This window comes from Mesorhizobium kowhaii (assembly GCF_042431665.1).
Classification (GTDB): Bacteria; Pseudomonadota; Alphaproteobacteria; order Rhizobiales; family Rhizobiaceae; genus Mesorhizobium; species Mesorhizobium kowhaii.
Window position 1 is genome coordinate 1 of the sequence record NZ_JBHLYT010000054.1, and the last position, 21,426, is coordinate 21,426.

Annotated in this window: 19 protein-coding genes and 1 pseudogene; 4 read left to right on the forward strand and 16 right to left on the reverse strand. The window is 63.3% G+C overall.

The window, feature by feature from the left end; all coding sequences use genetic code 11:
- The 14 genes and pseudogenes from fusA to ACFFNA_RS32455 all read right to left on the reverse strand — a co-directional run.
- Nucleotides 1–317, reverse strand: a pseudogene (gene fusA, locus ACFFNA_RS32390) (elongation factor G); the annotation flags it as partial.
- 261 nt (nt 318–578) lie between these two features.
- Nucleotides 579–2,108, reverse strand: coding sequence for a peptidoglycan DD-metalloendopeptidase family protein (locus ACFFNA_RS32395; RefSeq protein WP_378923853.1), 1,530 nt, complete (start codon nt 2,106–2,108; stop codon nt 579–581).
- Between the two features lie 117 nt (nt 2,109–2,225).
- Nucleotides 2,226–2,885: a protein-L-isoaspartate(D-aspartate) O-methyltransferase gene (locus ACFFNA_RS32400; RefSeq protein WP_378923854.1), complete on the reverse strand. Its 660-nt coding sequence runs from the start codon at nt 2,883–2,885 to the stop codon at nt 2,226–2,228.
- Entirely contained in the window at nt 2,882–3,640 is a 759-nt protein-coding gene (gene surE, locus ACFFNA_RS32405; RefSeq protein WP_111547376.1) for a 5'/3'-nucleotidase SurE, read from the reverse strand. The genes ACFFNA_RS32400 and surE overlap by 4 nt, the downstream gene beginning before the upstream one ends.
- Nucleotides 3,640–4,944 carry a serine--tRNA ligase gene (gene serS / locus ACFFNA_RS32410; RefSeq protein WP_378923855.1) on the reverse strand — a complete coding sequence of 435 codons (1,305 nt, stop codon included), beginning with the start codon at nt 4,942–4,944 and terminating at the stop codon, nt 3,640–3,642. The genes surE and serS overlap by 1 nt, the downstream gene beginning before the upstream one ends.
- Before the next feature lie 246 nt (nt 4,945–5,190).
- The gene (gene tatC / locus ACFFNA_RS32415; protein ID WP_378923856.1) at nt 5,191–6,057 is read right to left on the reverse strand and encodes a twin-arginine translocase subunit TatC; all 867 of its coding nucleotides are present in this window, start codon (nt 6,055–6,057) and stop codon (nt 5,191–5,193) included.
- The gene (tatB, locus tag ACFFNA_RS32420) at nt 6,054–6,851 is read right to left on the reverse strand and encodes a Sec-independent protein translocase protein TatB (protein WP_378923857.1); all 798 of its coding nucleotides are present in this window, start codon (nt 6,849–6,851) and stop codon (nt 6,054–6,056) included. Before tatB ends, tatC begins: the two co-directional genes overlap by 4 nt.
- Nucleotides 6,852–6,881: 30 nt before the next feature.
- A complete protein-coding gene (locus ACFFNA_RS32425) occupies nt 6,882–7,103 on the reverse strand; it encodes a twin-arginine translocase TatA/TatE family subunit (protein WP_095087696.1) in 222 nt (73 codons plus the stop codon).
- Nucleotides 7,104–7,272: 169 nt separating this feature from the next.
- Entirely contained in the window at nt 7,273–8,037 is a 765-nt protein-coding gene (scpB, locus tag ACFFNA_RS32430) for an SMC-Scp complex subunit ScpB (RefSeq protein ID WP_111547379.1), read from the reverse strand.
- The gene (locus ACFFNA_RS32435; protein ID WP_378923894.1) at nt 8,034–8,834 is read right to left on the reverse strand and encodes a segregation and condensation protein A; all 801 of its coding nucleotides are present in this window, start codon (nt 8,832–8,834) and stop codon (nt 8,034–8,036) included. The genes scpB and ACFFNA_RS32435 overlap by 4 nt, the downstream gene beginning before the upstream one ends.
- 60 nt (nt 8,835–8,894) lie before the next feature.
- A complete protein-coding gene (gene nagZ / locus ACFFNA_RS32440; protein ID WP_378923858.1) occupies nt 8,895–9,914 on the reverse strand; it encodes a beta-N-acetylhexosaminidase in 1,020 nt (339 codons plus the stop codon).
- Between the two features lie 131 nt (nt 9,915–10,045).
- Nucleotides 10,046–13,486, reverse strand: coding sequence for an SPOR domain-containing protein (locus tag ACFFNA_RS32445; protein ID WP_378923859.1), 3,441 nt, complete (start codon nt 13,484–13,486; stop codon nt 10,046–10,048).
- A gap of 103 nt (nt 13,487–13,589) precedes the next feature.
- Nucleotides 13,590–15,347: an arginine--tRNA ligase gene (gene argS / locus ACFFNA_RS32450; protein WP_378923860.1), complete on the reverse strand. Its 1,758-nt coding sequence runs from the start codon at nt 15,345–15,347 to the stop codon at nt 13,590–13,592.
- Between the two features lie 75 nt (nt 15,348–15,422).
- Entirely contained in the window at nt 15,423–16,637 is a 1,215-nt protein-coding gene (locus tag ACFFNA_RS32455; protein ID WP_378923861.1) for a deoxyguanosinetriphosphate triphosphohydrolase, read from the reverse strand.
- Nucleotides 16,638–16,739: 102 nt separating this feature from the next.
- On the opposite strand from ACFFNA_RS32455, the gene erpA reads away from it, so the two are divergent.
- From erpA to ACFFNA_RS32475, 4 genes are all read left to right on the forward strand, one after another.
- A complete protein-coding gene (gene erpA, locus ACFFNA_RS32460; protein WP_111547384.1) occupies nt 16,740–17,087 on the forward strand; it encodes an iron-sulfur cluster insertion protein ErpA in 348 nt (115 codons plus the stop codon).
- Between the two features lie 2 nt (nt 17,088–17,089).
- Nucleotides 17,090–17,485 (forward strand): VOC family protein, encoded by a 396-nt coding sequence (locus ACFFNA_RS32465; protein ID WP_111547385.1) that lies wholly within the window; start codon nt 17,090–17,092, stop codon nt 17,483–17,485.
- A 17-nt stretch (nt 17,486–17,502) separates the two neighbouring features.
- On the forward strand, nt 17,503–18,297 hold the full coding sequence (xth, locus tag ACFFNA_RS32470) for an exodeoxyribonuclease III (protein WP_378923862.1): 795 nt from the start codon (nt 17,503–17,505) through the stop codon (nt 18,295–18,297).
- Between the two features lie 87 nt (nt 18,298–18,384).
- Nucleotides 18,385–18,702 (forward strand): hypothetical protein, encoded by a 318-nt coding sequence (locus tag ACFFNA_RS32475; RefSeq protein WP_167458711.1) that lies wholly within the window; start codon nt 18,385–18,387, stop codon nt 18,700–18,702.
- A 42-nt stretch (nt 18,703–18,744) separates the two neighbouring features.
- Here the strand turns inward: ACFFNA_RS32475 and ACFFNA_RS32480 are convergent, their stop codons facing one another.
- Together ACFFNA_RS32480 and ilvD are read right to left on the reverse strand one after the other, a co-directional pair.
- A complete protein-coding gene (locus ACFFNA_RS32480; protein WP_111547387.1) occupies nt 18,745–19,584 on the reverse strand; it encodes a tetratricopeptide repeat protein in 840 nt (279 codons plus the stop codon).
- A complete protein-coding gene (gene ilvD, locus ACFFNA_RS32485; protein ID WP_111547388.1) occupies nt 19,571–21,295 on the reverse strand; it encodes a dihydroxy-acid dehydratase in 1,725 nt (574 codons plus the stop codon). The genes ACFFNA_RS32480 and ilvD overlap by 14 nt, the downstream gene beginning before the upstream one ends.
- Nucleotides 21,296–21,426 lie beyond the last annotated feature (131 nt).

The window sequence follows — 21,426 nt, forward strand, 5'->3', positions numbered from 1 at the left end:
ATCTTGACGCGGGCGAACTGACCGGTACCGCCGGTCTGCTTCTTGTGCGTGTAGTCCTGCTCGTGCCTGCGGGTGATCGTCTCGCGATAGGCCACCTGCGGCGCACCGACATTGGCCTCGACCTTGAACTCGCGACGCATGCGGTCGAGGATGATGTCGAGGTGAAGTTCGCTCATGAACGCGATGATCGTCTGGCCCGATTCCTCGTCCGACTTAACGTGGAACCAAGGATCCTCGTCCGCTAGTTTAGACAAGGCGATAAGCAGCTTCTCCCGATCGGCTTTCGACTTTGGCTCGATCGCGATTTGTAGCAAAGGCCAAGGCGCCGCAGACTTTTCCATCGTGTCGATATGAGCGCAGGTTGAGCAAATGTCTACAACGGGTCGAACTCGGTCACCCAGCCTGATGGGGTTTTTGTGCCTGATGCGTGTCGCCCAAGAGTGGCCGGTTCGCGACAACGACAGGCGTTGAAACAGAGACTAAGATTCCTGAGACTGAAAAAGCGGGCTCCTTGCGGGGCGGGCTAAGCCGGCGGGCCGGACTGGAGGTCAGGCGGCCCGCAAAATCGCTTTTTTCTTCTATTCGAGATAGCCCGACGGATCGACCGGGGCGGAGTTCTTGCGCACCTCGAAGTGCAGCTTCGGCGAGTCCGTCGTGCCGCTCATGCCCGACAGTGCGATTTCCTGGCCGCGCTTGACCTTCTGGCCGCGCTGAACCTCGATCGAGCTGGCATGGCCGTAGACGGTGACCAGGCCGTTCTCGTGGCGCACCAGCACCGTATTGCCGAATTCCTTGAGGCCGTCGCCGGCATAGATGACGACGCCGTTCTCGGCAGCCTTGACCGGCGTGCCCGTCGGCACGGCGATGTCGACGCCGTCCTTGCCGGACCCGAAACCGGAGATCACGCGGCCGCGCACCGGCCAGCGCATCTTGCCGATGCCGGTTGCATCCGGTGCAACCGCGTCGTCGTCCTCGGCCTGCTGGATGACCTTCGAATCTTTCTTTGGCGGCGTGTAGGACGCCAGCGTTTCCGACGGCGTCGTCTTTGCCGCGGGCTGCGTGGTGGCCGTGGTCACCGGATCGATCTTCGCCGGCTTGGCGCTGGCCACGGTCGCGGTTCCGCCGGCCGGCACCTTCAAGGTCTGGCCGATCTTGAGCAAGCCGTTCTGCATGCCATTGGCCTGCTTCAGCGCAACGGTGCCGACGCCTGTCTTCCTGGCAATCGACGAAAGCGTGTCGCCTGACTGGACCGTATAGGTGCCGGCAGCGCCGGTCGCCTTGGCCGCGGCCACCTGAGGTTTGGTCTTGGGCTCCTTGGGCTGGCTTGCGGCGGCCGAAGCATCAACCTGAGCGGCGGACTTGCCCTCTTTGAGCTTCGGCTGCTGCGGCAGCACGGCGACCTTGTCCGGCGCAGCGGCCGGCAGGTCGTGCTTGCCGTCTTTCGCCGGCTTGGCATCGGCGACTTTTGGCTCGGCCTTGCTCGAATAGGCATAGGCCGGGATGACCAGCTTCTGGCCCGTCTTCAGCCCCTTGGTCGCGCTCAGCCCATTGACCTTCATGATCACGTCAGCCGGCACCTTGTAGTGCTGCGCCAGTCCGGAAATCGTTTCGCCATCCCTGACGACGATCTCGGTTGCATGCGGAGTGCCCGCCGCGGCCACGCGCGGTGCGTCGGGCTGCGCGACCTTGAACGGCGATGCCGCCGGAGCGACGGTGCCGGTCGTGGTCCGGTCGACATGCGGCGCCGGGGCCAATGCGGTGCGTACCGGCTTTGAAGCAGGCGCCAGTGCGGGAGCCGGCTGTGCCTGGGCAACGGGCGGAGGCAGCGGCCTCGTCGAGACCGGCTCGAGACTGGAGCGGCTGACCGACTGCATATGGCTGCCGTCGACCGGAGCGGCCGCGACATCGCCCGGATAGGGCTGCACGGCGTCCTGCTCTTGCTTGTTGATGATGGCGCGCTGATTGTTGGTCGACGAGGTAAAGACGTCATCGACACTGTTGAAGCGTGAAGCCTGGGAGCTGCACCCCGCCACAGCACCTGCGACCATGAGGACGGCGCAACCACGCATCAGATTGCGGCCGTTTGTCTTCAAAACACTGAGTTGCATCGCACTGACCCGCACATACCCGGTACAAACTAGGTATGATTAAAGCGCGTTAATGTTACTCGTCGGTTAACCTCATGGAATCCGATGCAATTTTTCTTAAAATATTAGAGGACGAACTTAAATGACGGCGGCGACGCTGCGCAGGATCGGCTGCAGGCGCACAAGGCCGATGTCCTCACGCTCGAACCGGCTGCCGACCTTGGTCAGCTTGGCCAGCACCTGCTCGCCCTCTTCGGGTCCGATCGGAGCGATGACGATGCCGCCGCTCGACAGCTGGTCGAGCAGGAAGCGCGGCAGGCTGTCGAAGGCAGCCCAGGCGACGATGCGATCGAACGGCGCTTCGTTTGGCAGCCCGGCGGAACCATCCGCCTGGCGAACGATGACATTGCCGATGGCGAGCGCCTCGAAGCGCTGCCTGGCCTGCTCGACAAGCGTCTTGTAGCGGTCGGCGGTGACCACCCGCGCCGCCAGCCGCGACATCACCGCCGCCGTGTAGCCCGAGCCGGTACCGATCTCGAGCACGCGGTTGCCCTGCTCGATGGTGAGGGCTGCGATCACCGCAGCTTGAAGATCAGCACCTTCGATCGCCTCGCCGCATTCGATCGGCAGCATGCGGTCCGACCAGGCGATCGAATGGAACTGGGCGCCAAGGAAACCGCGCCGCGGTGTCGCCTCAAAAGCCGCGATCAGCGCCTTCGGCACCGTCCCCCTGCCGCGCAAACGCAGCAGAAAGGCGGCGAAACCTTCGCGGTCATCGATTGGGAGGCCCTGGTTCATGCAAGCGCCTTGCTCAGTTGGTCACGGATTTCATGCGCGGTGAGGTCGAGTTGCAACGGCGTCACCGACACCAGCCTGTTGCGCAAGGCATGGAGGTCGGTGCCTTGCTTGCCTTCGACCGGCTCGCGGCCGAAGCGCAACCAGTAGTAAGGCAGGCCGCGCCCGTCGCGGCGCTCGTCGACCCACAGACTGTGCACGAGCTTGCCTTGCGAGGTCACCACTGTGCCGGCGACTTCTTCGGGAAGGCAGTTCGGAAAATTGACGTTGAGCAGCACGCCGTCCGGCAGCGGCGTGGCGACAAGCTTCTTCAGCAATGCCGGCGCCAGCACCTCGGTCGTCTCGTAAGGGACGACACGATCCTCGCCGACATAGCTGTAGCCCTGGCTGAGCGCGATCGAGCGGATGCCGAGCAGCGCGCCTTCCATGGCTCCGGCGACGGTGCCGGAATAGGTGACGTCGTCGGCAATGTTGGCGCCGGAATTGATGCCTGACAGGATCAGGTCGGGGGCGCCCGGCAGGATCTTCTTGACGCCCATGATGACGCAATCGGTCGGCGTGCCGCGCACGGCAAAATGCTTCTCGCCGATCTTGCGCAACCGTAGCGGCTCGGAGATCGACAGCGAATGCGCATAACCGGACTGGTCCTGCTCCGGCGCCACCACCCAGACATCGTCGGACAGCGTGCGCGCGACGCGTTCGAGCGACGCCAGGCCCTCGGCATGAATGCCGTCGTCATTGGTCAGGAGGATACGCATTATTTCGATTCGATCTTTTCCCGGCCGCCCATGTAAGGCCGCAGCACTTCAGGAATGGTTACGCTGCCATCCTCATTCTGGTAGTTTTCGATGACAGCTATGAGCGCGCGGCCGACGGCGGTGCCCGAACCGTTGAGCGTATGGACGAAACGGTTGCCCTTGCCGTCCTTGTCCTTGTAGCGGGCGTCCATGCGGCGCGCCTGGAAATCGCCGCACACCGAACAGGACGAGATCTCGCGATAGGCGTTCTGGCCGGGCAGCCAGACTTCGATGTCGTAGGTCTTGCGCGCGCCGAAGCCCATGTCGCCGGTGCACAGCGTCATGGTGCGGAACGGCAGCTCAAGCCGCTTCAGCACTTCCTCGGCGCATTGCGTCATCCGCTCGTGCTCGGCGAGCGACGATTCCTGGTCGGTGATCGAGACCAGCTCGACCTTGTAGAATTGGTGCTGGCGCAGCATGCCGCGCGTGTCGCGCCCGGCCGAGCCTGCCTCCGACCGGAAGCACGGCGTCAGCGCGGTATAGCGAAGCGGCAGTTTTTCATGCGCGGTGATTTCTTCGCGCACCAGGTTGGTGAGCGGGACTTCGGCGGTGGGGATCAGGCCAAGCCTGCCCTCCCCGTGCGGCGTGAAAAACAGATCTTCCTCGAACTTCGGCAACTGGTTGGTGCCGAAAAGAACGTCGTCCTTGACCATCAGCGGCGGGATGACTTCCTCATAGCCATGCTCGGTCGTGTGCAGGTCGAGCATGAACTGGCCGAGCGCGCGTTCCATCCGTGCCAGACCGCTCTTCAGCACGGTGAAGCGCGAGCCTGACAGCTTCGCCGCGCGCTCGAAATCCATCATGCCGAGCGCTTCGCCGATCTCGAAATGCTCCTTCACCCAGTTCGGACGCGTCGGCAGCTTGCCGACGATGTGCTTGACGACATTGTCGTGCTCGTCCTTGCCGACCGGCACATCGTCGAACGGCACGTTAGGCAGCACCGCGAGTGCGTCGTTCAGCGCCTTGTCGAGCTCGCGTTCGCGCGCCTCGCCATTCTGGATAAAGGTTTTTATCTCGCCGACTTCGGCTTTCAGCTTTTCGGCGAGCGCTGCATCGCCCGAGCGCATCGCGTTGCCGATCTCCTTCGAGGCGGCATTGCGGCGCTCCTGCTTGGTCTGCAGTTCGGTGACGTGTTCGCGCCGCGCCTCGTCCGAGGCGATCAGCCCATCAACCGTGGACTGCGCCTCGCCGGCCGACCACGAGCGCTTCACCAGCGCCTCGACAAGGGCCTTCGGGTTGTCGCGAATCCATTTGATATCAAGCATGGTTTATCCGTCCTCAGCTAGGCGAGACGGCGTAAACCGCATCCTTGATCGATGCAAGATGGGCACGGGAAAGCCGAGCCTGCGATCTCGCTTTAACGTGCTGTCGACGGGATGCGGAGAGCCTGAAATAAAAAAACCGCCTCTGCGGCGGGTCGCTGGCGCAAATCAGCACCATAGCCAAATCGATAGCATGGCTGCCCTCAGAAAGCAATCGATTCCGGGCCTGCCGGCACGCGGCCCCACGGTCTATATGGAGGATGCGTCCGCCGGCTTCTTCTCAGCGACCTCGTTCGCCGCGTCCTGCTTCTCACGCGCCACCCGCTGCTTTTCCTGATCGCGCTCGATCAGCTTGGCAGCCCAGATGGAGACCTCGTAGAGAAGGATGGTCGGAATGGCCAAACCGATCTGGCTCATCGGATCGGGTGGCGTCAGAACCGCCGCGACGACGAAGGCAATGACGATCGCCCATTTGCGCTTCTCGGCCAGCGCCTTGGACGACAGCATGCCGACCCGCGTCATCAGGCTGGTCACCACCGGCAGCTGGAACACCAGGCCGAACGAGAAGATCAGCGTCATGATCAGGCTGAGATATTCCGACACTTTCGGCAGCAGCGAAATCTGCACCTGATCGTCGGTGCCGGCCTGCTGCATGGCGAGGAAGAACCACATCACCATCGGCGTGAAGAAGAAATAGACCAGCGATGCGCCCATCAGGAACAGGACCGGCGATGCGATCAGGAAAGGCAGGAAGGCGTTGCGCTCGTTCTTGTAGAGGCCGGGCGCGATGAACTTGTAGATCTGCGTGGCGATCAGCGGAAAGGCGATGACCATGCCGCCGAACATGGCCAGCTTGACCTGGGTGAAGAAGAATTCCTGCGGCGCAGTGTAGATCAACTCGACCTTGTGTGGATCAAGGCCGGCCCATTTCGTCGCCCATTTGAACGGGACCACCAGCAGATTGAACAGCTTCTTGGCGAAGAAGAAGCAGACCAGGAAGGCGACGAAGAAGCCGCCGATCGACCAGATCAGCCGCCGGCGCAGCTCGATCAGATGCTCCATCAGCGGCGCCGACGATTTCTCGATCTCGTCCTTTTCCTTGTCCGAAACGCTCACTTGGCGGCTCCCGCCGTCTTTTTGGCCGCCGGCTTCTTCGCCGGTGCAGGCTTCGGTTCGGCTTTCGCCACGGTCTTGGTCGCGATCGTCTTGGCTGCAGCGGGCTTCTTGGCTTTGGGTGTTTCAGGCTTTGCCGCCGTCACCGCCTTTGGCGACGCCTTCGACGTTGCGTTGGCGGTCGCCGCTTTCGCCGACGCGGAAGCCTTTGCGCCATTTGCCGACGCCTTGGCAGGCGCTTTTGCAACTGGTGTCGCCTCTGCCGGCGCAGCCTTGGCCACTTTCTTCGCCGCCGACACCTTCGCCGTCACAACCGGTTCTGCCGGCACCGATGCCGTAACCACTGATTCATCGGTCATTGCCGGGAAAATCGGCGCTGCTGGTGCCGCTTCCGGCCCGTTGACGCCAGGCATGGTCGTAGCGCCGTTCTTCAACGGTTCGGCTGGCTGCAACGTCGAAGCGGCAGGCGTTGCAGGATCATCGGCCGGCTTCGGCTTCATCGCCGCGTCGACGCCTGAGCGCACATCGGCTGCCGCCTGCTCGAACGGATTGAGCTGCTTCCTGATCTCGGCCATCGGACTGAGGCCCCTGAGCTCGTCGACCGACTTCTTGACGTCGTCGAGCTCGGCTTCCTTCAGAGCTTCGTTGAACTGCTTCTGGAAATCGGCCGCCATGGCGCGCAGCTTCGCCGTCGTGCGGCCGAAGGTCCGCAGCATATTGGGCAAATCCTTGGGTCCGACGACCACGATCATGACGATCGCGATGACCAGCATTTCGGTCCAGCCGACTTCAAACATGGCTATCTGTTCCGACTAGAACTTTTTGGCTCAGCTCTTGCTGGCTTTTTCCTTCGCGGCCGAAACGGTCTCGTCGGCGCGGTGTTCGACGGTGCGCTTGTCTTCGGCAACGTCGTCGTCCGCCATGCCCTTCTTGAAGCTCTTGATGCCCTTGGCCATGTCACCCATCAGCTCCGGAATCTTGCCGCGGCCGAACACCAGCAGCACGATCACGAGCACGATCATCCAGTGCCAAATCGAAAATGAACCCATAGCAAATCTCTCTCGAATGTTTTCCCTGGCGATGATCTATGCGTTTTCGCGTTGGGATTCAAACACAACTGCGACAGAGTTTATGAAAGGGTGGCGGATGTCACGCATTTTCGGCGTGACGGCCCGCTACGAATCCGCGCATCCTCGACAGATTGGCAGCGATTGCCAGTCAATCTTCCGTGACGCGCGGCGTCAGCAGGCCGAGTTCCTCGAGATCGATATCGGTCAGCGCATCCTCGTCGTCGGTCAGCGCATCGGGATCGGCCGGCGGCTGCGGAATGGAGAAATTCGAAGGCATGCGGCCCGAAAGCAGGCCTGCCCCCTTCAGTTCCTCCATGCCGGGAAGGTCGCGGATTTCCTCCAGCGCGAAATGGTCGAGGAAGGTCTCGGTCGTGCCATAGGTAACAGGGCGTCCCGGCGTTTTGCGTCGGCCGCGCATGCGCACCCATTCCGTTTCCAGCAGCGTGTCAAGCGTGCCTTTCGAGGTTTCGACGCCCCGGATGTCCTCGATCTCGGCGCGCGTCACCGGCTGGTGGTAGGCGATGATCGCCAGCACTTCGAGCGCCGCCCGCGACAGCTTGCGCTGCTGCACCGTGTCGCGGCTCATCAGGAAAGCCAGGTCGCCGGCGGTGCGGAACGCCCAGGCATCACCGACGCGCACCAGATTGACACCGCGCCGCGCATAGATCTGCTGCAGGTCGGCCATCGCCAAGGCGATGTTGATGCCGTCGGGCAGGCGCGCCGCAAGCTGCTTTTCGCTGACCGGCTCAGTGCTGGCGAACACAATCGCTTCGGCCATGCGCACGGCTTCCGCCATATGCAGCCGCTCGGCCGGGTTCTGGACCTGCTCGGCCGGTTCCTGGGAAAACAACTCCCCTTCCGATTCATCATCGACCTTGAACGGGAGAACCGAAGCGTTGGCGCGTTCGCTCATGATGCCACCTCGACTGCCTTGATTGCCTGCACGCGGCCGCGCAGATAGATCGGCGCGAACACTTCGTCCTGCCGCATGTCCATGCTGCCTTCGCGTACCAGTTCCAGCGTGGCCGCGAAGGAGCTGGCGATCGCCGTGCGCCGCTCCTCGGGGCTGGTCATGTACTCGATCAGAAAACTTTCCAGCGTCGCCCAGTCGCGCAGCGATCCAACAAGGCGGGTCAGGATGTCGCGCGCGTCCTTGAGCGACCAGACACCGCGCCTGGCGATCGTCACATTGTTGATCGCCTGCTTCTGCCGCTGCTGGGCGTAGGCGGTCAACAGATCGTAGAGCGATGCCGAATAGGCATTGCGCTTTTCGACGATGACCATTTCCGGCATGCCGCGCGCGAACACGTCGCGGCCGAGCCGGTTGCGGTTGACCAGACGCGCCGAGGCGTCGCGCATCGCCTCCAGCCGCTTCAGCCGGAACTGCAGCACCGCCGCCAATTCCTCGCCGCTTTCGCCCTCGTCGCCCGGCTGCTTGGGAATGAGCAGCTTCGACTTGAGGAAGGCCAGCCACGCCGCCATCACCAGATAGTCGGCGGCAAGCTCGAGCCTGAGCGCCCTCGCCGTCTCGACAAAGGTCAGATATTGCTCGACCAGCGCCAGGATCGAAATCCGCGCCAGATCGACCTTCTGGGTGCGGGCAAGATGCAGCAGAAGATCGAGCGGACCTTCGAAGCCGGCCACATCGACGACCAGCGACGGATCGCCGGTGACGCGGGAATCGTCGTTCTCGGCCCACAGACGGTCCATCGGTGCGGCCTTCGCGGCCTTGCTTTCCAATGTTTCCGCCACTTTCTCTCGCTTCCTTTGTCAGGCCACCGCATCGAAATAGGTGGCGAATTCTGCGCGTATCTCGGTTTCTTCGGCCGCGTCGTGTTTCCTGATATAGGTCAGCGCCCGTTTTGCGCGCTCCAGCGACTTGCCCTCAAGCCCCGTGGTCCGCGATGCGATGCCGGCCATCTCCTCGAAAACGCCGTTGCAGTGAAGGACCAGATCGCAGCCCGCCGCAAGGATCGAGGCCGCCTTTGTCGGGAAATCCCCAGAAAGTGCCTTCATCGAGGTGTCGTCGCTCATCAGCAACCCGTCGAAGCCGATTTCACGACGGATGATCTCGTCGATGACTTTGCCGGAGGTCGTCGCCGGGTTCTTCGGGTCGATGGCGCTGTAGACGACATGCGCCGTCATCGCCATCGGCAGATGGTTGAGCTCCCGGAACGGGGCGAAATCATGCCGCTGCAGATCGCTGAGCGATGCGTCCACCGTCGGCAATTCGAAATGCGTGTCGGCAAAGGCCCTGCCATGACCCGGAATGTGCTTCATCACAGGCAGCACACCACCTGACATCAGCCCCTCGGCGGCGGCGCGGCCGAGTTCAATCACGGCTCGCGGCTCCTTGCCGTAGGCGCGCGCGCCGATGACGTCGCTGGCGCCTTCGATCGGAACGTCGAGCACCGGCAGGCAATCCGCCGTGATGCCGTAGCGCAGCAGGTCGAAGGCATGCAGCCGCGCCATCAGCCAGGCCGCGCGGGCGCCGGCATCATGGTCGTCGCGCCACAGCGCGCCGAGCGCGCCGCCGGCCGGATAGTTCGGCGCCAGCGGCGGCCGCAGGCGCTGCACCCGGCCGCCTTCCTGGTCGATGAACACCAGCGCGTCCGGACGCCCGATACAGTCGCGCATCTCGGCGACCAGATCGCGGATCTGCTCGGTCTCGCCAATGTTGCGGGCAAACAGGATGAAGGCCCACGGGCATTCGTTGCGATAGAAATTGATTTCGTCGCGAGTGAGCGATTTCCCGGCACAGCCGAGGATCATGGATTTTGATTCGGTCATGCCGGGAGTTTAGGGCTTCGCGCGATCAAAGGGAATCATCCCTGGCTGCATGCGCTTGAAGACACATCTCTTCCACATGAAAAGGCCGGCGCGGTCTGAGACCGCGCCGGCTTGATTGGTTGACTCGGCTGCTAGCGCGAGACGAAGCAGTTGCCGCCGGCAGCCTTGTAGCTGGTGCACAGGTTGATCGCGTCGTTGCGCGACTTTGCCGGCACGCGCACACGGTAGAACGTGCCCTTGCCGGCAATCTCCGCCTTGACGATGTTGGCGGTGCGGCCGGAAAGCACGCTGCCGTAGCGGCGCTGCAGATCCTGATAGCTGGACTGGGCGCTTTCGACAGTCGGCTGCGAAGCGATCTGCATCGACCACGAACCACCGCCGGTCGCGGTCGATGCCGGATCGATGGATGCAACCTGGTCGGGCTTGACCTCGCCGACGACATCAACCGGTTGGTCGGACGGGCGCTGCGGCGCGACCGGAACCTTGGCCGGCGTGTTGGCCGACTGCGTGCTGGAAGATTGGGCCTTGGCCTCGGCCTTTGGCGCTGCTGCCGGTTTGGCTGCCGGCTTGAGGGCCGGCTCGTCATCTGCCTGGGCGGTGGCGGGCGCCACGGTGCCGGTCTGGTCCGCATCGGCCTGGGCCGACGGGGCAACCTGCTGCGGCGCCGGGTCGGCCGGCTCAACGGCCGCCACCTGTGGTGCCGCGGGCGCCGGATCCTCACGTGGCACCAGCGAACCGTCTGACTTGACCACCATGGTCCTCACCTTGCGCGGCGCAACGGCGACGACATCGGCGTTGGTGCCCTTGTCGGCATCCTGCAGCACCTGCGCGATGCGATCCTCGGATTTCGGTGCCGGCGCTGCATTGTCGGCCGGTGCAGCGCTGGCGGCCGGCGCGGCGTTGCCGTCATCCGTTCCAGCTGCCGCAGCATTTTGGTCAGGCGAAAGATCGATGGCGCGGGCGGGATCCTTCGCCTGCACATCCACCGGCTCTTCGACGTTGGTGACTAGTTTTTCCTGGACCGGCTCGGCGGGCTTCGTCCCCTTGACCACAGCGTCGTAAACCTTGTTGTCCTGGTTCGGCACCACCGTGCCGCCCGGATTTTCCGGCTTGACCTTGATCGGTGCGTTGTCGGCCTTGACGATCACCGGTGCTTCGCTGCCACCCTTGCCGCCGAAAGACAGCGCAAAGGCACCAAGGCCGCCAGCGACCGCCACCGCGCCGACAATCGCGGCAATGAATAGGCCGCGCCGGCGCGAGGGCCTCGCGGCGTCCCGCTCGCCGAGACCCGGAACAGCCATCGCCTCGTCCAGTTCAGGATCGTAGTCGAGTTCGTCGACGGTGAAATCGTCCGCCTGCGAAACCGGCTGGCTGCCGGGCAAATTGCCGAGGTCGAAGCTGGCGGCATCGGCATAGCCGGCCGACGCAGTAGCGCGGGCAGGCACTTCCATTGGCCGCGCCGCATAGGTCCGCGCTTCCGGCTGATAGGCCGGCTTGATCCCGTCATAGCCCGGCTTGATCTCGTCATAACCCGGCTTGGGCTCCTCATAGCCCCGATTGAACCCAGCATTGTAGGATTCATCGCTGTAAGAGGCGCTGCTTGCGGGAGCGGGGGCGACCTCCACCGCGTTCATTTCGGTGAGAAGGCTCGAGAACTCGGCGTCGAGATCGTCATAGCCAGGCGTCGCCGGCTCGTCTTCCTCGAAGTGCAGTTCCGGAATATCGAGATCGTCCGCCAGCGCCACGACACGCTCGGGTACATCGACTGTCTCGACGTCGGGCATGTCTTCATAGCGCGGGGACTGTCGCGGTTGCGGCACCGATACAGGAGCTGCATGGGCGACGGTCTCGACCGGCTCGCTCGAACGGTAGGACGGCGCAGCAGTGACTGCCGGCGCTGCGGCCTGGGGCGTTATCGAAGCGGTCGGCTGAGCACTAAACGCCGGCTGCGGAACCGGTGTCACGCGGCTCCACGAACGGGTCGGCTCCGTCGCCTCGGAACGTTGCGCCAGCCAATCGAGAGAATTGTCCTGATCGTGCCGGGAAGCGGCCGCGTCGCGCGAATCCAGGCTGTTGGCCAAAGCTGCGTCGAACGCATCATTGTCGAAATCGACATCGCTCTCCGCGGAGACATCCGAGCCCGGATCCTGGTCCTGAAGGTCATCGAGCTGCAGATCGTCGAGATCCACATCGGCGGCCTGGGCAGCGTCAAGGCGGTGCTGCTCGTCAGGCGCGTGTTCGTCGAGATCCCATTCGAGGTCGCCGGCAAGATCGGCCGGCTCCTCAATGGTCTCCGCAGCTGCGGCGACAGGCGGCTGAGCGGCGAAAGCCGGCTGAGCCGTGACAGGTTCCCTGGCCACCGGCACCGGGCGTGCGGTCATGGCACCCAGCAGCGCATTCAACTCGTCTTCCAGGCTTCGTTCATCCGCGACCGGCGCGAGCACCGGCTCGGCCGCAACCGCGGCTGGCGCCACCGGCTGGACCGGAGCGGCGGCGACCTCAGCGACCGGCTCTTCGGCCGTCTCGGCAAACGCGTCGTCCAGGTTCAGGTCGAATCCAACGTCCGACGCGCCTTCAGGGCTGGAAATCTCGCCCTTCGCGTTCGCGGTATCGGCAAGCTCGTCATGCGCTTCCGGCTCATCGAATGCGACCGGCTCATCCGCGCGACTGTCAAAATCCCCGCGACTGGCAAAATCCATGTCGACATCAGCCATGGCGTCGTCGAAATGGCCCCCAAAATCCTTGTCGGAGCCAAAATCCTCGTCGGAGCCAAAATCCTCATCGGAGATTGCCCGGGCGTCACGCGCAGTCGCTTGAGCCGGCATGGGGTACTCGACCGGTTCCGCAGCCGTGTAGGACTGCTCGTAGGACTGTTCGGCCGCAGAATGGTCGTCGAGCATCAGCTCGTCTTCGAGCGAGATCGCAACCGCATCGTCTAATTCAGGATCGGAGGCCTGCTCGACAGCAGCAGGCGCGTCGGCAACGGCCGCAGTGTGCTGGACCTCGTCGGCTTCGTCGTCAATTCGGAAGTCCTGATCGAGCGACGCGGCAAGCTCGTCCTCCATCGGCTGATCGTCCTTGAAGGGCGAAACGTCTTCGAGCGAACTTGCGACGGCATTGTCGAAATCAGAATCGAAAGCCGGCACGACGGCTGGCGCGGTTTCGGCAGCGCCAAAATCCGCATGGCCGGCGACATCCCCATGGCCGGCGACGGTTGCGTGGTCGTCGACATCCGCCATGTCCAGATGGAAATCGTCGTCGAGAGATGCCGCAAGATCGTCGTCGATCGCGCCGGCCTCAGCCGTTTCGAACGTCGGCTCATGAGTCTCGGCGACCGGGGCGGCGTCGCTGTCATCAGCGCCGAACTCACCCATCAGCTCCTTCTCGAGATCGATCTCGAAATCGTCCTCCTGCGCCGGCTGATCGGCGACGGGGGCCTTCGGCTGGGCGGGCGCTTGCGGCTTGACCGGCTGGCGCGGGTCGAATCCCATGATCCTGGTCAGTTCCGCGAACGGATCATCTTCAGCGATGTCGTTGTTGTCGGCTGCTCTCAGCTGGGTTCTGTCTGCCATTATTGTTCCCGAACTCGCACTCATTCGGACGCCATGGACGTCGCGTAGGGTTGGCCCTTACCAGCGCAATGTGGGCAAAAGGTGACAGGTTTTTTAGTCAAACCTAACGCATTTCGGTGGGCGCGGCGGCTCCGATCAACGTCAGGCCGGACGTCAGAACGTCCGAAACAGCCTGCACCAGCCCTAGTCTGGCATGCGTCAATTGTCGGTCGTTAACCTTAACAAAACGTAAGTCCGGATTATCAGTGCCACGATTCCAGTGTCCGTGGAAACTGGAAGCCAGATCATAGAGGTAAAATGCCAGCCTGTGGGGCTCGAGCGCAAGTGCCGCCGACTCGATCAGACGCGGGTATTCGGCAAGCTTGCGGATCAGGCCGATCTCACCCTCGTCGGTCAGCAAAGCCACGGCGGACGCCAGGCTGTTGCGGTCGAAATTGGCCTCGCCCAGCTGCTCGCTCGCTTGCCTGAACACCGAATGGCAGCGTGCCGAGGCATACTGCACATAAAACACCGGGTTGTCCTTGGACTGCTCGGTCACCTTGGCGAAGTCGAAATCGAGCGGCGCATCGTTCTTGCGATAGAGCATCATGAAGCGGATCGCGTCGCGGCCGACCTCCTCCACCACTTCGCGCAGCGTCACGAAATCACCCGACCGCTTCGACATGCGCACCGGTTCACCCTCGCGAAACAGCTTCACCAACTGGCAAAGCAGCACGGTGAGTTTCACCTTGTCGCCGGCAATCGCCCGCGCCAGCGCTTCCAGCCGCTTGACATAACCGCCATGATCGGCGCCGAGCACGTAGATCAGATCGACGAAGCCGCGATCGATCTTGTCCTTGAGATAGGCGACGTCGGCAGCGAAATAGGTGAACGAACCATCGGACTTCACCAGCGCCCGGTCCATGTCGTCGCCGACGGCGGTCGAGCGGAACAGCGTCTGCTCGCGATCCTCCCAATCGTCGGGCTTCTCGCCCTTGGGCGGCGGCAGCTTGCCCTTGTAGATATGGCCCTTCAGCGTCAGGTCGCTGATCGCCGAGCGGATCTTCTTTGCGTTGTCGGCGTGCAGCGTGCCTTCCGAGAAGAACACGTCGTGATGCACGTTGAGCATCGCCAGATCCTCGCGGATCATCGCCATCATCGCATCGATGGTGCGGTCCTTGACGATGGCCAGCGCCTCGTCTTCAGGCATCTGCAGCAGCGAGCGGCCAAACTCCTTGGCCAGCGCCTGGCCGACAGGAACCAGGTAATCGCCGGGGTAAAGCCCGGCCGGAATCTCGCCGATGTCATCGCCAAGCGCCTCGCGGTAACGCAGCACGACCGAACGGCCGAGCACGTCGATCTGCGAGCCGGCGTCGTTGATGACGTATTCCTTGGTCACGTCGTAGCCGGCGAAGGCCATCAGGTTGGCAAGCGCGTCGCCAACCACGGCGCCCCGGCAATGGCCGACATGCATCGGACCCGTCGGATTGGCCGAGACATATTCGACATTGGTTTTCCTGCCACCGCCAACCGTCGAGCGGCCATAGTTGCGGCCTTCGCCGAGCAGCGCGGTCAGATGCGCTTGCCAGAAGCCATCCTTGAGCCTGAGATTGACGAAGCCGGGACCAGCAACCTCGGCGGCGGCAACGTCCTTGTCCTCTCGCAGCGCCTGCGCCAGTCTTTCGGCCAGCACGCGCGGATTCTGGCCGGTCGGCTTGGCCAGCACCATCGCCGCATTGGTCGCCAGGTCGCCATGGCTGGCGTCGCGCGGCGGTTCGACGGCAATGCGCGACAGGTCCGGCGAAACGCCGTCATTGTCTTTCAGATCAAGCGCTTCGACGGCTTTTGTGATTCGCGCGGTGAAATCGGCGAAGATGTTCATTTGTGTGACTCTGGGGACTGACTCTGGCGGCTTTGTAGCGAATCCGGCTCGTTGGCCGGCAAAATCGAGCCCGCCCTAGCTCAAATCCGGAGTGCGGTCAAACAAACGCCGATGTTCCTTGAGCGCGTAGGTATCGGTCATGCCGGCCAGGAAGTCGGTCACGCTGCGCGCCTTGATGCGATCGTCGGCCCGATCCAGCCCTTCGCGCCAGCCGTCCGGCATGGCGCGCGGATCGGCGAAATAGACGTCGAACAGATCCCTGACGATCTGCTCGGCATCGGTGCGCACCCGCATCACCTCAGCGTGCCGGTAGAGGTGCTTGTAGAGAAAGGCCTTCAGTTCCTTCTCGAAGGCAGCCATTTCGGTCGAAAAAGTCACCATCGTCTCGCCGGCTGCCCTCACCGCGTCGGCGCTCTGCGGCCTGATCCGCTTCAGATTGGCCGTGGTGGAAACAATGACATCCTCGACCATCGCGGTGATCTGGCGCCGCATCAGTTCGTGGCCGGTGCGCACGTCATCGAGCGCCGGGTAGCGGGCGCGCACGCCCTTCAGGATCGTTCCCGGCAGCGAGACCGTCTCCAGCATCTCCAGCGTCAGCACCCCTGCCCTCAAGCCATCGTCGATATCATGCGTGTTGTAGGCGATATCGTCGGCGATCGCCGCGCATTGCGCCTCGATGCCGGCAAACCGGTCCAGCTCGAGGTCGTGCAGCTCAGAATAATCGCGGATCGCCTGCGGCACCGGCCCTTTCAAACCCTGGCCATTGCTGTCGATCAGCGGTCCATTGTGCTTGACCAGGCCTTCCAGCGTTTCCCAGGTCAGGTTGAGCCCGTCGAATTCGGCATAGCGCGCCTCCAGCCTTGTCACGATGCGCAGCGATTGCGCGTTGTGGTCGAAGCCGCCCCAGGCGGCCATCTTCTCGTTCAGCGCATCCTCGCCGGTGTGGCCGAAGGGCGTGTGGCCGAAATCATGCACCAGCGCCACCGCTTCGGCGAGATCCTCGTCGCCGCGCAGCGCTCGCGCCAGCGCGCGCGCGATCTGCGCCACTTCGATCGAATGGGTCAGACGGGTGCGATAGTGGTCGCCTTCATGGGCGATGAAGACCTGCGTCTTGTGTTTCAGCCGCCGGAACGCCGTCGAATGGATGATACGGTCGCGGTCGCGCTGGAACGGCGTGCGCGTCGGGCTTTCCACTTCGTCGAAAAGCCGCCCGCGCGACTTTGCCGGATCGCAGGCATAGGCCGCGCGCGGCCGATAGCCGAATCCGATGTCGCCCAACTCGTTGCTCATGATCGATGCCGCAGTTGACTTCGTCTAGTTGGCTTGGGCCTGGTTGACTTGGCCGCTCGCGCTTCATACCTATCATGTGAAACCGAAAGCAAGGTGACGCCCATGGGCGCGGATGCCAAGACTGCCATGAAAGTCGATATGACCGAGGCCGCCGCCAAGCGGATCGCCAAGATTGTCTCTGGGCAAGCCGGCAAGACGGCGCTGCGCGTTTCGGTCGAAGGCGGCGGTTGTTCCGGCTTTTCCTACAAGTTCGACCTGGTCGACACGCGCAACGACGACGACGTCGCCATCGAGAAGGATGGCGCCACGGTGCTCATCGACGATCTGTCGCTGGTCTATATGGGCGGTTCGGTGATCGATTTCGTCGACGACCTGATGGGCCAGTCGTTCCAGATCCGGAACCCGAACGCCGTCGCCTCCTGCGGCTGCGGCACGAGCTTTTCCATATAGAAATGTCTGCAATCGGCGCGGTCCGTCAGATCGCGCTGTCGGCCGGACGTGACCTCGATACCACGCTGGCCTTCTGGCGCGACGTGCTCGGCATGAACCTGCATGCGCGCTTCGATCCGCCGGGCATCGCCTTCATCATGGCCGGCGACGTGCGCTTGCTGTTCACCGACGGCATACCGGCCGGAACCGTCTATCTCGACATATCAGGCCTCGACGATTTCCACGCCGAAGCAAAAGCCGCAGGCGTCCCCTTCACCGCGCCACCGACGCTCGTCCATCGTGACACCGAAGGCCAGTTCGGTCCGGCGGGGGAATGCGAATGGATGGCCTTCCTAAAGGACCCGGCTGGCAATACGATCGGCTTGGTCGAACGCCACCCGCCGCAAGAGCCCCACTGAACAGCATCGAGACTGCCATGAAAATCGTCACCTGGAACATCAACGGCGTGCGCGCCCGCATCGGCAACCTCACCCACTGGCTGACGGAGAGCGCGCCCGACATCGTCTGCCTGCAGGAGATCAAGACGGTCGACGAGCAGTTCCCGCGTGCCGAGATCGAGGCGCTTGGCTACAAAGTCGAAACCCATGGGCAGAAGGGTTTCAACGGCGTCGCCATCCTGTCGAAACTGCGCTTCGACGAGGTCAATCGCGGTCTGCCCGGCGACGATGCCGACGAGCAGGCGCGTTTCATCGAGGGCGTTTTCTCGACCGACAAGGGCGCGCTGCGCGTCGTCTCGCTCTATCTGCCGAACGGCAATCCGATCGATGACGAGAAGAAGTTCCCCTACAAACTGTCCTGGATGGCGCGGCTGGAGCGCTGGGCGCAGGAGCGGTTGAGGCTGGAAGAGGCGCTGGTTCTGGCCGGCGACTACAACGTCATTCCCGAGCCGATCGACGCCAGGTTTCCGGAGAACTGGCTGGGCGACGCGCTGTTCCAGCCGCAGACGCGACAGGCCTTCCGCCGGTTGCTCAATCTTGGTTTCACCGAGGCGGTGCGCGCGGTCACCGACGCGTCCGACACCTACACGTTCTGGGACTATCAGGCCGGCGCCTGGCAGAAGAACAACGGCATCCGCATCGACCATCTGCTGCTGTCGCCGGAAGCCGCCAACCGGTTCTCTTCCGCCTCGATCGAAAAGCATGTGCGCGCCTGGGAAAAGCCGTCCGATCACGTGCCGGTGGCGATCGATCTCGCGCTGCAGCCTGCCTGACAGAGGCGGCCTTTCTGTAGCCTGACGCCGGTCATCCCTGCGCTTGACCTCATATAGCCACATTCCGGCGCATGATGAGGGATCATCATGGCGGCCGGGGTTCCCATGACCATCCGAATTGCTCTTTGTCCGATCGGCTTGGCATTTGCCATGGCCGCTCCTGCAGCGGCCTTTGCCGATCAGGAATGCCTGGCCAATGGAAAATCGTATCCGGTTGGTCAGGTCGCCTGCCTGACGATTGCCGACCAGAGCCATCTTGCCCGCTGCGACATGGTGCTCAACAACACATCGTGGACAAAGGTCGGGGATAGCTGCCCTGAAAACACGATGGCGCCGCATCTGCATGTGACGCCGATCTCAACGCCGGACCCCAGCATGGTGCCGACGGAACCGACCGAGAACTGATCAAAATCGAGCGCTTCTGGTGAGGCCGGCGCGGTCGCGAGACTACTGGTCTGCGTTGCCGCCCTTGGTGAGGATGTCATCCGCCAGCGAGATCGCGGTGCGGCGGTCGGCTTCGCCGGCGGTGGCAAATGCCTCTTCCTGCATGCCGCGGATCCACGGCTGATCGGCCGGCGAAGCGCGTTCGAGCGCCGCGGTCATCATCGCCAGGCCGCGAACGATCTTGCCACTCTGGAACAACAGATGGCCGAGCGTCGCCTGGGCGCCGGCATGGCCCTTCTCGGCGGCAAGCTGGAACCAGCGCCCGGCCTGCTTGACGCTGGCCTTCACGCCGCCCTCGCCCTTCAGGAACATCTGACCCATCTCGAACTGTGCGTTCGGATTGCGGTAGTTGGCGGCGGCGCGCATGTAATATTCCTGGGCCGCCACCTCGTTCTCGGTGACCGGGCTGCCGGGAATGCCCTTGCGCAGATAATCGCCAAGCGCCACCAGCGCGTCGGAGACATAGCTTTCCTCGGGCGAGCCGGGTTCGACATCCTGGTCGACGATCTCCGAGAAGAACTTGAACGCCTCGTAGTCGTCGCGCGCCACGCCGTCGCCCTCGGCATACATGCGGGCAAGCTTCCAGGTGGCGCCGATCTGGCCGTTCTCGGCCGCGTATTTATAGGCTTCGGCGGCCTGTTCCTTGTGGCCGTTCTTGTAGGCGGAGAAGCCGAACTGGAACACCGCCCATGGGCTGGATTGCGGCTTCACGCCGGTCTTGTCGTCGAACACCTTGTCGTCGAAGGCCATAGCCTGGCCCACGGCGCCAAAGGTCGCGCCAAAAGTGGCGAACACGACCAGTGCCGAAAAGACAGACGACCTCAACAACTCAGATGTCCGCATAGCAGTGTGTTTCTTTCGCACCGCCCGGATGGGTGACCGCGCCATCGCGCGCCGGCCCAACCGTCTGTGCATATTTCCATATCGCGCCCGACTGATAATCGGTCGTGCGCGCCTTCCAGGTCTTGGCCCTCGCCGCCAGTTCGCTATCGGACAACGCCACCTCGATCGTGCCGTTCACTGCGTCGATCGAGATCACGTCGCCATCCCTGAGCAGCCCGATCGGACCGCCCACGGCTGCCTCGGGCCCGACATGGCCAATGCAGAAACCGCGCGTCGCGCCCGAGAAGCGCCCGTCGGTGATCAGCGCCACCTTGCCGCCCATGCCCTGGCCGTAGAGGGCTGCCGTCGTCGACAGCATTTCGCGCATGCCCGGGCCGCCGCGCGGCCCCTCGTAGCGGATGACGAGAACCTCGCCTTCCCTGTAATTGCGCTGCGTCACTGCCTCGAAACATTCCTCTTCCGAATCGAAGCAGCGCGCCGGACCCGAGAATTTGAGTTCCGACATGCCAGCGACCTTCACGATCGCGCCTTCGGGGGCAAGGTTTCCCTTCAACCCCACGACACCACCGGTTTTGGTAATGGGTCTGTCGGCGGGATGGACCACGTCCTGATGTTCATTCCAGGCAACGTGCTCCATATTTTCGGCCAAAGTACGGCCGGTTACGGTCAGGCAGTCGCCATGCAGATAGCCGTGGTCGAGCAGCGTCTTCATCAAGAGCGGAATGCCGCCGGCCTCGAACATGTCCTTGGCGACATACTTTCCGCCCGGCTTGAGGTCGGCGATATAAGGCGTCTTCTCGAAGATTTTTGCCACGTCGAACAGGTCGAACTTGATGCCGGCCTCGTGGGCGATCGCCGGCAGGTGCAGCGCGGCGTTGGTCGAGCCGCCGGTGGCCGAAACCACGGTCGCCGCATTTTCCAGCGCCTTCAGCGTGACGATGTCGCGCGGCCGGATGTTCTTGGCGATCAGTTCCATGATCTTTTCGCCCGAGGCGAAATTGAAACGGTCGCGCATCTCGTAAGGTGCCGGCGCACCGCAGGAATAGGGCAGCGCCAGGCCGATCGCCTCGGCAACGGTGGCCATGGTGTTGGCGGTGAACTGGGCGCCGCAGGAGCCGGCCGACGGACAGGCTGCCTGCTCGATTTCAAGCAGCTCGGCATCACCGATCGTGCCGACCGAATGCTGGCCGACCGCCTCGAACACATCCTGCACGGTGATCTGGCGGCCGCGATAGCTGCCGGGCAGGATCGAGCCGCCATAGATGAAGATCGACGGCACGTTGAGACGCACCATGGCCATCATCATGCCGGGCAGCGACTTGTCGCAGCCGGCAAGCCCGACCAGTGCATCGTAGCAATGGCCGCGCATGGTGAGCTCGACCGAATCGGCGATGACCTCGCGCGACACCAGCGACGACTTCATGCCCTGGTGGCCCATGGCGATGCCGTCGGTGACGGTGATGGTGCAGAATTCGCGCGGCGTGCCGCTGGCGGCCGCGACGCCCTTCTTGACCACTTGCGCCTGGCGCATCAGCGAGATGTTGCAGGGCGCGGCCTCGTTCCAGCAGGACGCAACGCCGACCAGCGGCTGCGCGATCTCGGCCGCCGACAACCCCATCGCATAGAGATAGGAACGGTGCGGCGCACGCGCCGGACCGACGGTCACATGGCGGCTCGGGAGCTTGGCCTTGGAAATAACTTTGGCGTCCATACTCTTCCTTGCCGCGGGCGGTGCGGCCTGCCCCATCGCCGAGCCTTTTGGCGCGTGTCCCGAGACAAGATCGAGTTGCGCCGGGTTTATGGCGGGAAATGGGCAATTTCCTTGGCGGGATTTGTAGCGCA